This window comes from Corynebacterium sp. H128 (genome assembly GCF_037482625.1).
GTDB lineage: Bacteria > Actinomycetota > Actinomycetes > Mycobacteriales > Mycobacteriaceae > Corynebacterium.
This window is the reverse complement of record NZ_JBBHKW010000005.1, coordinates 13,048-24,622: the sequence shown is the minus strand read 5'-3', so window position 1 is coordinate 24,622 and position 11,575 is coordinate 13,048. Positions and strand designations below refer to the sequence as shown.

Here is an 11,575-nt window from a genome sequence, read left to right as displayed (position 1 = left end):
CGACCGCTAGAATTGCCGCCCAAGTTGGTTTCTTTGGGACCTACTGCGCTGAAGCTCTCGATGGCTTTAGATAGCTCTCGACCAGCTTCACGTCGGTTCACCAGCAAGTGTAGCGCATTGGTTTTCATTTTCTGACATCGACGCAACATCAACGCACCACTGGACTGATCATGTCAAGCCACTGCCATGCCCCCTGTCACACCGCTAGAGTGGTATTCATGCTGAGCACGATGTCGGATATGCCGCTGCTGGTTTCGCGTATTCTGGAATACGCGAGAACCGTTCACCGAGAAACCACGGTAACCACCTGGACCAGCGAGGGAGGCTCCGAGCAGACCTTCGCACATATCGGTGCCCGTGCATCCGCGCTCGCCCACGCACTGGAAAACACCTTAGGTATTGACGGGGACCAGCGGGTCGGAACCTTGCTCAATAACCGTGTCGAACACCTTGAAGTGATGTTCGCCACAATGTGTAAGGGTGCCGTGTTCACTCCGCTCAATAAGCAGCTGATGGGCGATCAGATCCAGCACATCATCAATCACTCCGAGATGGAAGTGGTCTTCGTCGAGCCGCAGCTCGCCCCCTTGCTGTGGCCGCTGCTCCCCAACTGCCCCAAGGTGCGCGCCGTGGTGTTTACCGGATTGACGCCGGTGGATACTTCGGAAGCCCCCGAGCGCATCGCTACTTTTTCGCTTGAGGCGCTTATCGACGGCCTCCCCAGCACCTACGAGTGGCCGGAGCTCGACGAGCGCACCGCTGGCGCCATTTGCTATTCCACCGGCACCACGGGCGCGCCGAAAGCGGTGGCGTATTCGCACCGCTCGATGTATTTGCAGACGATGAGCCTGCGCACGATGGACTCGATGGGCATTGCTTATGGCGATCCTTTCCTCTGCTGTATCCCGATCTATCACGTCCTGAGCTGGGGCGTTCCGATGGCCGCCTTCATGTCGGGCACTCCCCTGGTCTTCCCCGGCGCGGAAACCAGCTCTGAGGGCCTGGCGGAGATCATCGCGCAAACCCACCCACGCGTGGCCCACGGTGTGCCAACGATCTGGATTTCCCTGATGGTCCACTATCTGAACAACCCGCCGGAGCGCATGAGTCTGCAGGAGATCTTCGTCGGTGGCTCCCCGGTCCCGCCGGTGCTGATCAAACTGTGGGAAGAACGCTATGGCGTGGATATTGTCCACGTGTGGGGTATGACGGAGACCTCGACGGTTGCAACCGTCGCCCGACCACCACGTGGTGTTTCTGGCGCGCAGCGCTGGCAGTACCGAGTCAGCCAGGGTCGCTTCCCTGCCTCAGTGCAGTACCGGGTGGTCAACGACGGCCAGGTAGTGGCATCCTCGGACCGCAACCAAGGCGAGATTCAAGTCAAAGGCCCCTGGGTTACGGCGAGCTACTACCATTCGGTGGCTGAGGACGATCAGGGTCCAGCGGCAGTGTTTCGCAATGAGCCGGTAGAGGACGCTCCGGAACAGTTCACTGCGGATGGTTGGCTGCGTACCGGCGATGTCGGCTCAGTGACTCAGGATGGATTCCTGACCGTGGAGGATCGTGCCCGCGACGTGATTCGCTCGGGTGGCGAGTGGATCTACTCGGTGCAGCTAGAGAACATGGTGATGGAGCACCCGGACGTGGTGGAATCCGCCGTTATCGGCTTTCCCGATGATAAGTGGGGTCAGCGCCCCTTGGCAGTCACCGTGCTACATCAGGGTATCGATCCGAATAAGGCGACTGCCGAAGCCCTGCGCGATAGTTTGCGGGACCGGTTACCACGGTGGATGCTTCCGGAGTACTGGGCGTTCGTTGATAGCATCGACAAGACTTCGGTGAACAAGTTTGACAAGAAGGATCTGCGACAGCACCTCGCCAACGGCGAATACCACGTGATTAAGCTGACGGGCCCAGGCGAGTCCAAACCTGAATGGTGAACACCTTTAACCAGCGCTGAAGGCCTGGGCATGCCTATACTATTGCGGTGAAGAAACTGTTGGCTTCAGGTGTGGAGTCCTTGGTGATTCCGGTTCGGGCCCTCACGTTGCTCTTGAGGCATTTCCCGGCGCTGTTCGTAGTGCTTTGTCTCGCATTTGCGGTACGTGCGGCAACTTTGTGGCTAGCTGTCGTGGTCTCCGACCATTCTCCGTTATTGGCGCACTTGATCCTGCCGCTAGCTCCTTTGGCGGTGATGGCTGGTCTCATCGTCGCCTTGTGGATCATGCAGCCGAGCCTGCCTTTCCTGTCCACCGCGGTGAAGTCTCCGGGCGCCAGCAAACTCACTAAGACTCGCTTGCTCACCATCGGTGGGCTACTCGTCCCGTTTCTCACCGTTTATGCTTCCAACGGTCTGTTGAAGGAAGATACCCGGGCGTTTGTCTACGATGCGACGCTGGACGAGGCCGTCAACACTTTTAGCACCACCGACTACGGCCGCATGCTTATCGACGACACCGTTTCTGTCCTCGCGCTCATCATCCTGGTCCTTTTAGCCCGCAAACTGATCGGCTTCTTTGCCCTTGGCGAGCGTAATTTCGGCTTCGCTACCCTGTCCGCCTATTTAGAAGCCTTGTGGATGGTGTCCTTGTCCGCGACGTTGGCGATCAAATTTATGGAGATCAAGCAGTGGCTATACACCCGCGAAGTGATCGCACCCGCTTACCACAATGCCCTGGAGCTCAAAGCTCTTCTCATTGCGAAAGCTGGATTGCTAGGCAAACTATACCTAGGCGCGGGCATGGTGATCGCCAAGCTTGATGACGTCATCGTTGTCCCCTTGGCGTGGCTGACGCTGGGCGCAGTGCTCTTCGGAACCACCCTGGTGCCCACGGCTACCACCAACCAGGCCACCGCAGCAACGAGTAGCAAACATGTCAAGAAGTCACCGCGCTGGTCGTCGCTAAGCACGGCAACACGCACCCAGGCACAATCCCTGCTCGATACCGCCGCGCAGCCCATCTGGGGTCCGATCAAGTTGTCCTGGGAAGGGCTGAAGAAACTGGCGGTGGCCGGGCTGGTGCCGATGATCGTATTCTGCCTGATCTTCATGCTGTGTTCTGTGGCCGAATTGGGCATTGTGTTCGCAGGGCGAGCACTAATTGGGCCGCGAGAGATGCTGGTCTACGCCACGTTACAATCCTACGTACTCGTTGTGGCGCGAGTTGGCTACTTCATGGTCGCATTGCCGCTGCTAGCTGCAGCATTGGACCGTTATCTTCAGCATTCCTACGCCGAGGATGCTTCAGCCGCTGCGGAGGAAGAAATCACCGCTACCACGGCGACTTAGACAAGGTCGTGCCCCGGTTCTGGCAGCTCTAGGTCAATACGGAACGGTGGTTCCCAACCGATGTGCACACTGTCCGGGGTGACTCCTGGAGGCAGGGCAAACACGATCACTTTGTTCCATTCCTCCGGTCGCATCGCTGCGGGGTCCACAGTGGGGTTTGGCTCGAACATAGATGGCGCATTTGGCCCGGGTGTTTTCGGAGGGACGCAAGCGAAGTTGCTATCAAAGTTTTGATCGAATTTTTTGTCCCCGATCAACGCGGAATAGTTGCCGTATTCCACACCGGCAGTGTCCTTGAGCCAGGTTCGACAATAGGACAGCGTTGTCTCTGGAGCTGCCTTCCACTTCAGGGCCACGGCCCAGAGCTCTACATCGGCCGTCGGCTGGAAATCTGGGATCTGCCCTGGCGCTAGTTTTTGCAGCGCGAATGCCTCCACCGATGCAGCACGCCGGAACGTGTACTCCTCGGTGACAAATTCCCGGTCAAACGAGGTTGTCTCTCCGGCGGGGACGGCGAGGGCATCCGTGAAGTGATTCGGTTGGTAAATGTGCACAAATCTGAATGATGATGCCACAATGAGCACTGCCGCGGCGGGAATTGCCGCAAGGCACCACCATTTGTTTCGGCGCAGCCAGGAGCGCTCATCTTTCCCGGCTTGGGTCTTGATTCGCTCGAGCTCTTGGTCTACGGCTTGTTCGACTTCCCAGCGCTGGGCGTCGCTAAGCTCCTGCTCAGCCATTGCTTCCTCCAGTGATTTCCAGTGGCCGGACGATCACGGGCGCGCCAGCTTCGGTCCAACCCGGGGCGAATCTTAACTGCGACCCTGCGACGGCATCCTTGGCAACCTCGAACTCCACCGTGCACGTTCCTGGCACTCCGGTTTGACTGGAGCTACAGCGCGGGATCTGGAGGGACCGCACCTTGCGCTTCTTTCCGTCAATCATCCCGACCATCGGAGCGGCTTCATACTCGGATCTAGTGAACTCGAAGGTCACAGCAACGAATGTCTCTGTGGTGTGGTACCCATCGACACTGTCGCTCAGCCGCGCCTCCACTGTGCCCAGCGTCCCGAATCGGGGTGCGCTGGTCTCATATTCGAAGGGGCGGTTGTAGACAGCTTCCGCTTGTGGCATCTTCTCCCGAACCGCAGTGCCAATGATTACTGCGAGCAGCACCAGCACTGCCAGACTGATTTTCTGCTTCACCGCACAGTCACCTGCGCTACCGGAGTGGGGTCCAGCCACTGCATCGACCCGTCTAAGGAGGAGGCACGCCAGATGAGTGAATTAATGACCAGGGTTTTCTCACCGGGAGAATCGGGCCACACTCCCACAACTTCGGTAGTAACACCCGGCGACAACGTCAACACGCTCCGCGGAAATGGGTCCGCTGATCTTTCGAAGGTCGGATAGCCTTCCACGCCTTCCAAGGTGAAAGCATTGTTCAGGTCCCAACTGCCGTTCATCGGTTGCCCACCGGTGATGGTAATTCGCATGGGGACCTCGATCTTTCCGTCCACGGAGCGCGACCTGCCCACCTGGACGCGATATGCCTTGGCATCGATGTCCTGGGTGTACGCCCCTGATGCGTCTATGGCGCTCACCTTCGTTAGGGTGCTGGGGGCTGCCTGCCCGAAGCCACCCGATAGGCCCAACAGACCTACCACCGCCACGGCCATGAGCAGCGCGATGTTGCCTCGTGTCAACAGACCCGACAGCAGATACGCCACAAAGCCCAATATGGATCTATTTGTGGTCACGCAGAAAGCATAAGCAGCATTCAGGAAACCCGCAGGCTAATCGAGTGTCTCAACTTCGGCGCCGTCGACGATCGGGAGATCGAGCACCCGCAACCCGGCTGCAAGAGCCTCGTTGCGCAGTTGTTCCGGGAAGGCATCGGTATGCAATGCCAGCGCGGTGGGCCCAGCACCGGAGACAAAAGCTGCAAGGCCCTCGCCACGCATGCGCTCCACCCATTCGGTGGTCACAGGCAGGGCTTTGGCACGATACCCCTGGTGCAGACGATCCTTCGTTGCCTCAAAAAGCAGCGCCGGATCATGCTGTATGGCATGGGTGAGCAAAGCGGCACGGGCAAGGTTAAAACGGGCGTCGACATGCGGCACCGACGCGGGCAGCACGCGGCGCACCTCGCTTGTCGACGCAAACGTGTCCGGCACCAATGCCGTCGCCCGCAGCTCGGGGTGCGGATTCGCCCGCACTGCGCGATAGACGGTGCCTTCCTCTGCATCCTGCGTCCAGGAAATCACCATCCCGCCCAACACGGAGGCGGAAGAATTGTCCGGGTGCCCTTCAAAAACCGAGGCCAGGTGCACCAGCTGCTCTGGGCTCAATGCCCCACCGGCGAGCGCATTGCCCGCCATCACCCCGGCCACCGCTGCCGAGGCAGAGGAGCCGAGGCCACGCGACTGCGGGATCCTGTTCACGCAGCGCACCCGCATCCCAGGAACCGTTACCCCGGCGGCAGTGAGCGCACTCCGGATGGCACGGACCACGAGGTGTTTTTCCGTACGGGGCAGGGTGCCGGCCCCTTCGCCTTCGATCTGAATCTCGAAGCCGTCCTGGGTTTCCACCTCGACGTCGTCATAAAGCCCTAGCGCGAGGCCGAGGGAATCAAAGCCCGGGCCGAGGTTTGCTGATGATGCAGGTACGCGGACGTGGACCTTCACAGACCTAGTGCCTCTACCACAGCTTGCGGATCCACCTCGATAGGATGCGGCTCAGGCATGGACAGCAGCGCGGTATCCGGGTCCTTCAGGCCATTGCCGGTGACGGTGCACACGATGGTCTGTCCCTTCTCCAGCCAGCCGTCGTCCAGAGCTGCTAGTACGCCAGCAACCGAAGCCGCAGAGGCTGGCTCAACAAAGATGCCTTCCTTGGCCGCGATGAGACGGTAGGCTTCCAGGATCTTTTCATCCGTGGCGGCGTGGAAGCGTCCCTGCGACTCTTCCTTTGCCGCCATCGCACCGTGCCAGGAGGCAGGGTTGCCGATGCGGATCGCGGTGGCAATCGTCTCCGGCTGCAGTACCGGCGCGCCTTCTACCAGCGGAGCTGCGCCAGCGGCCTGGGTACCCAGCATGCGTGGCAGCTTCGTCGCCTTGCCTGCAGCGTGGAACTCCTTGTAGCCCTTCCAGTACGCGGTGATGTTGCCCGCGTTACCGACTGGCAACGCGTGGATATCTGGGGCGTCGCCGAGGACATCGATGATTTCGAAGGAGGCCGTCTTCTGGCCCTCAATGCGCATCGGGTTGACGGAGTTCACCAGTGCGATCTCCGGGTGATCCACACAGGTCTTTTGGGCTAGCTCGAGGCAATCATCAAAGTTGCCCTGGACCTGGATGATCTCCGCGCCGTACATGACGGCCTGGGCGAGCTTGCCCATCGCAATCTTGCCCTCGGGGATCAGCACGCAGCTCTTGATGCCTGCGCGAGCCGCATAGGCGGCTGCAGAGGCCGAAGTGTTGCCCGTAGATGCACACATCAGGACTTTCTTGCCTTGATGCACAGCATCGGTGACGGCAACAGTCATACCGCGATCCTTGAAGGAACCGGTAGGGTTGGCACCTTCTACCTTGAGGTAGACCTCACAGCCAGTCAGCTCGGAGAGGTGATTCGCCTTGATGAGGGGGGTTGCGCCCTCCTGCAGGGTGACGGCGGCTACGTCATCACCAAAGGGCATGTAGGCGCGGTATTCGTTGATCAGGCCCTGCCAGCCACGGTGAATTGCGTTCATTCTTACTCACTCTCCAGTCGGATCACGCTGTTTACAGACTTTACTTCGTCCATCTGGGCGAGCTTTTCCACTACCCCCGCTAGATCGCGTTCGCGAGCTGAGTGCGTGACCACGATGAGGCGGGCGTTCTCGCCCTTTTCCTCTTGGCGCACGGTGCGGAGGGAGATGCCGCTGGAGGAGAACTGCTCCGAAATGTGCGCGAGCACGCCAACCTGGTCGTTGACGTCCATGTCCACGTGGTAGCGCGTGGTCACATCGCCGAAATCGCAGATCGGCAGGTTTGCGTAGGTGGAGTCCCCGGGCGCGCGACCACCGTGCACCTTGTTGCGGGCGGCGCCCACGAGGTCACCGAGGACCGCGGAGGCGGTCGGCGCGCCACCGGCACCATTGCCGTAGAACATCAAGCGTCCAGCAGCTTCGGCTTCCACGAAGATGGCGTTGAAGGATTTGGACACGCTTGCCAGTGGGTGTTCGCGCGGAATCAGCGTCGGGTGGACGCGTGCGGAAACTTTGCCATCTACGCGCTCACAGATAGCCAGCAGTTTGATTACGTGGCCAGCGCGTTTAGCTGCGTTGATGTCAGCTGCGGTGATCTTGGAGATGCCCTCACAGTAGACATCCTTGGAGGTGACGCGGGTATGGAATGCCAGGGTTGCCAGGATGGCTGCCTTGGAGGCGGCATCGTGGCCTTCCACGTCTGCCGTAGGGTCTGCCTCCGCGTAGCCCAGTCGGGTGGCCTCGGCGAGCATCTCGTCATAGGAAGCTCCCGTGGAATCCATTGCGTCGAGGATGAAGTTGGTGGTGCCGTTGACAATACCCATGACGGACTTGACGCGGTCACCAGCCAGAGAGCGACGCAGTGGGCCGATCACGGGGATGGCAGCGGCCACTGCGGCTTCGTAATAGAGGTCAACGCCGGCTTCGTCGGCAGCAGCTGCCAGTTCTGCGGCGTGAGCTGCTACCAGGGCTTTGTTCGCGGTCACTACTGACTTACCAGCCTGCAAAGCCGCGAGCACTAGCTGGCGTGGGTATTCGATGCCGCCGATAACCTCGACCACGATGTCCACGTCTGGCCGCTGGATCAGGGCCATGGCGTCCTCGGTGAGCAATTCGGCAGGAACGGAGTCCCGATGTTTTGCCACGTCGGACACCGCCACGCCCTTGATCTCCAGCTGTCCCCCGATGCGCTGCGTCAGGTCTTCAGAGTATTCACCCATGAGACGGAGCACCTCGCTACCGACGGTGCCATGACCCAAGATGGCGATTCCCACCGTGGCTTGGTTCTTCTCAGGATTTCCACTCATCAATGCTCCCCTTTTACAGTCGCGAATAATTTACCCATTATTGCAGATTATTCGTGGTCTGACTAGCTCGTTTGCCAGTCTCATCATAGCGAGAACGGGGCCTCCGGCACGTTCAGGTGTGCGAGAGACCCCGTTTGGGTGGCTGCGTTAGTTAGGGCTCGAGGGCAAGGATGTCGTCCAAGGTTTCCCGGCGCAACATGAGTTTTGCGCGACCGCCACGGACCGAGACAATCGCCGGGCGGGCGAACTGGTTGTAGCGCGAAGACATCGCATAGCAGTAGGCGCCGGTGGCGGCGAGAGCAAAGAGATCCCCCGTGGCAATGTCATCGGGGTACTGCTCGGAGTTAATGAGGATGTCTCCGGATTCACAGTGACTGCCCACCACGCGGCTGGCGGTGGGTGCGCCGTCGACAAAGCGACTGACCACGCGGCCGTCATACTGCGCGCCGTAGAGTGCGGGGCGAATGTTATCGCTCATCCCGCCGTCGACGGCAAGGTAACGGCGGGTTTCGGTATCGCTGACATGGACATCTTTGATCATGCCTACTTCATAGACCGTCACTGTGGAGGGACCTGCGATGGCGCGCCCTGGTTCCACCATGACTGTCGGCGTCGGCTGGCCCAGTTCGGTGGCGAACGCGGCCACCTTGGTGATCAAATCCTGAGCTACTTCGGCGACGTTGAGAGGCTGTTCCGCCGCGGTGTAGGCGATGCCATATCCGCCGCCGAGGTCGAGGACGCTGAAAGATTTGAAGAGGTCCTCATATTCCTCGTGCAGCTGCTTGACCAGTCCCAACACGCGCTCGGCGGCCAGGGCGAAGCCATCGGCGTCGAAGACCTGGGAGCCGACGTGGCAGTGCAGGCCCACGAGGTTGAGGTTCTCCGCGTTGAGGGCTGCAGCCGCTGCCGAGAATGCGGAACCGGAGGCGAGCGAGAATCCGAACTTTTGGTCTTCGTGCGCTGTAGCGATCATCTCATGGGTGTGTGCTTCCACCCCCGGCTTGACCCGCACGAGCACGTTCTGGGTTGTGCCACGCTGCGCCGCAATGAGGTCAAGTAGCTCCAGCTCGGCAGCATTGTCCAGCACTACGGAGCCAACACCGACCTCCACGCACTGCTTAAGGAAGCCGCCCGACTTGTTGTTGCCGTGCACTGTGATTCGCTCCGCGGGAAAATCAGCGGCGAGGGCGATACCCAGCTCGTTTTGGGAGGCAACATCCAGGCCCAAGCCCTCCTCGTCAACCCACTTGGCTATTGCGGTGGTCAGGAATGCCTTGGACGCATAGTGGACATTGTCCGCACCGAAGGCCGCTGCCATGTCCCGGCAGCGCGAACGGAAGTCGTCCTCATCTACCACGAACAATGGCGTGCCGAATTCTTCGACCAGCTCTGGCAGCGGCACACCACCGATGGTGACGATGCCGTCTTCTTCCCGGCGCGCAGTACGAGGCCATACGTGTGCTGGCAGAGCATTAAAATCCATTACATTTTCTCCGGGGCATCAACGCCGACGAGGGTCAGCGCGTTCGCCAGGGTCTGCCGGGTCGCCGCGGCCAGTGCCAGACGCGCGGTGTGTACTGGCTCCTGGTTCTCATCGGCCTTAGGCAAGATCTGGCAGGAATCATAGAAGCGGTGGAAGGTGCCGGCGAGTTCTTCTGCGTAGCGAGCGATGCGGTGTGGCTCGCGCAGTTCGGCGGCGGATTTCACCACGGCCGGGAATTCACCCAGCGTACGGATCAGGCTACCCTCCCGCTCGTGTGTGAGCAGTGCGAGATCAGCCCCCTCCCGCGAGACACCGAGCTCCGCGGCCTTGCGCGCGATAGAGCACAGGCGGGCGTGCCCGTACTGCACGTAGTACACCGGGTTGTCGCTGCTTTGCGACGCCCACAGGTTCATATCAATATCCAAGCTGGAATCGACGCTGGAGCGGATCAGCGCGTAGCGCGCCGCGTCCACACCAATCAGCTCGACCAGGTCATCCAGGGTGATCACGGTGCCGGCGCGTTTGGACATCTTCATCGTTTTGCCGTCGCGTACCAGGTTCACCATCTGGCCAATCATTACTTCAACGGCATCTGGGTTGTAGCCCAGCGCAGCCGCTGCCGCCTTCAGGCGCGCAATGTAGCCGTGGTGATCCGCGCCCAGCATGTAAATGCATAGGTCATGGCCACGATCGATCTTGTCCTTCACGTATGCGATGTCGCCTGCGATGTAGGCCGCGTCGCCATCGGACTTGATTACTACACGATCTTTGTCATCACCGAAGTTAGAAGAGCGCAGCCACCAAGCGCCCTCGTTTTCGTAGAGGTTGCCGTTGGCTTTCAGCGTCTGAATTGCCTTCTCCACCGCGCCGGATTCAAACAGCGAGTTTTCGTGGAAATACACGTCGAAGTCGGTGCCGAACTCATGCAGGGAATCCCGGATATGCGCGAACATCATCTCGACGCCTACTGCGCGGAAGGTCTCCTGCATGGTGGCCGGGTCTTGCTCCAGCACGCCCGGCAGCTTCTCGACGACCTTTGCTGCGATCTCCTGAATGTAGTCTCCGCCATAACCGTCTTCCGGCGTCGGCTCGCCCTTGGCTGCCGCCACGAGAGAGCGCGCGAAACGGTCGATCTGAGTGCCGTGATCGTTGAAGTAGTACTCGCGAGTTACTTGTGCGCCACTGGCTACAAGGATGCGACCCAGGGAATCCCCCACGGCCGCCCAGCGGGTTCCACCAAGGTGAATAGGTCCGGTTGGATTCGCAGAGACGAACTCTAGGTTCACGCGTAGCCCCTGATAGGCATCGCTGCTGCCGTACTTTTCCCCTGCATCCAGGATGCTCTGCACGATTCCGCCTTGGGCTGCCGCGTTCAGACGAATGTTGAGGAAGCCAGGTCCGGCGATGTCGGCCTCGGCGATGGCGTCGCTAAGCTGCAGTGCCTCGGCCAGCCAGGTGGCCAGCTCGCGCGGATTCGCCCCTACCTTCTTGGCGATTTGCAACGCCAGGTTGGTCGCATAATCACCGTGCTCCGGGTTACGCGGTCGCTCAACCACCACCTCAGCTGGCAAAACAGAGGTGTCAAGACCTCGGGATGCCAATACTTCGGTGGCGGTGCTTTTAATCAGGGAACCTAAATCTGCTGGAGTCACGATGCGTAATTCTAATGCAGACTCCGGCAAGTGCGTGAATAACCTAAACCCGGCCCCTAAATTCCGCTTCGCCAGGCAGCAGTGCTACACTTTTGT

At 60.0% G+C, this 11,575-nt stretch carries 10 protein-coding genes; 2 read left to right on the top strand and 8 right to left on the bottom strand.

Annotated features, from left to right (window positions below):
* Positions 1 to 218 precede the first annotated feature (218 nt).
* Both WG915_RS05860 and WG915_RS05855 read left to right on the top strand, forming a co-directional pair.
* On the top strand, positions 219 to 1,940 hold the full coding sequence (locus WG915_RS05860; RefSeq protein WP_339564445.1) for a long-chain fatty-acid--CoA ligase: 1,722 nt from the start codon (positions 219 to 221) through the stop codon (positions 1,938 to 1,940).
* A gap of 47 nt (positions 1,941 to 1,987) precedes the next feature.
* Positions 1,988 to 3,289 (top strand): hypothetical protein, encoded by a 1,302-nt coding sequence (locus WG915_RS05855; RefSeq protein ID WP_339564444.1) that lies wholly within the window; start codon positions 1,988 to 1,990, stop codon positions 3,287 to 3,289.
* Here WG915_RS05855 and WG915_RS05850 read toward each other — a convergent pair.
* The 8 genes from WG915_RS05850 to argS all read right to left on the bottom strand — a co-directional run bounded on the left by WG915_RS05850 (position 3,286) and on the right by argS (position 11,479).
* On the bottom strand, positions 3,286 to 4,029 hold the full coding sequence (locus tag WG915_RS05850; RefSeq protein WP_339564443.1) for a hypothetical protein: 744 nt from the start codon (positions 4,027 to 4,029) through the stop codon (positions 3,286 to 3,288). The genes WG915_RS05855 and WG915_RS05850 overlap by 4 nt on opposite strands.
* On the bottom strand, positions 4,022 to 4,495 hold the full coding sequence (locus tag WG915_RS05845) for a hypothetical protein (protein WP_339564442.1): 474 nt from the start codon (positions 4,493 to 4,495) through the stop codon (positions 4,022 to 4,024). The genes WG915_RS05850 and WG915_RS05845 overlap by 8 nt, the downstream gene beginning before the upstream one ends.
* Positions 4,492 to 5,049 carry a hypothetical protein gene (locus tag WG915_RS05840; RefSeq protein WP_339564441.1) on the bottom strand — a complete coding sequence of 186 codons (558 nt, stop codon included), beginning with the start codon at positions 5,047 to 5,049 and terminating at the stop codon, positions 4,492 to 4,494. The genes WG915_RS05845 and WG915_RS05840 overlap by 4 nt, the downstream gene beginning before the upstream one ends.
* Positions 5,050 to 5,085: 36 nt before the next feature.
* A complete protein-coding gene (thrB, locus tag WG915_RS05835; protein WP_339564440.1) occupies positions 5,086 to 5,976 on the bottom strand; it encodes a homoserine kinase in 891 nt (296 codons plus the stop codon).
* Positions 5,973 to 7,040 (bottom strand): threonine synthase, encoded by a 1,068-nt coding sequence (gene thrC / locus WG915_RS05830; protein WP_339564439.1) that lies wholly within the window; start codon positions 7,038 to 7,040, stop codon positions 5,973 to 5,975. The genes thrB and thrC overlap by 4 nt, the downstream gene beginning before the upstream one ends.
* 2 nt (positions 7,041 to 7,042) lie before the next feature.
* The gene (locus WG915_RS05825) at positions 7,043 to 8,344 is read right to left on the bottom strand and encodes a homoserine dehydrogenase (protein WP_339564438.1); all 1,302 of its coding nucleotides are present in this window, start codon (positions 8,342 to 8,344) and stop codon (positions 7,043 to 7,045) included.
* Between the two features lie 151 nt (positions 8,345 to 8,495).
* Complete coding sequence (gene lysA, locus WG915_RS05820; RefSeq protein ID WP_339564437.1) at positions 8,496 to 9,827, bottom strand: diaminopimelate decarboxylase; 1,332 nt, start codon at positions 9,825 to 9,827, stop codon at positions 8,496 to 8,498.
* Entirely contained in the window at positions 9,827 to 11,479 is a 1,653-nt protein-coding gene (gene argS, locus WG915_RS05815; protein WP_339564436.1) for an arginine--tRNA ligase, read from the bottom strand. Before argS ends, lysA begins: the two co-directional genes overlap by 1 nt.
* Between the last annotated feature and the right edge of the window lie 96 nt (positions 11,480 to 11,575).

What these genes read in the sequence shown, in the direction of transcription:
- WG915_RS05860 (WP_339564445.1), top strand. Translation starts at nt 219, where the DNA reads ATGCTGAGCACGATGTCGGATATGCCGCTGCTGGTTTCGCGTATTCTG.
- WG915_RS05850 (WP_339564443.1), bottom strand. Translation starts at nt 4,029, where the DNA reads ATGGCTGAGCAGGAGCTTAGCGACGCCCAGCGCTGGGAAGTCGAACAA.
- thrC (WP_339564439.1), bottom strand. Translation starts at nt 7,040, where the DNA reads ATGAACGCAATTCACCGTGGCTGGCAGGGCCTGATCAACGAATACCGC.
- WG915_RS05825 (WP_339564438.1), bottom strand. Translation starts at nt 8,344, where the DNA reads ATGAGTGGAAATCCTGAGAAGAACCAAGCCACGGTGGGAATCGCCATC.
- lysA (WP_339564437.1), bottom strand. Translation starts at nt 9,827, where the DNA reads ATGGATTTTAATGCTCTGCCAGCACACGTATGGCCTCGTACTGCGCGC.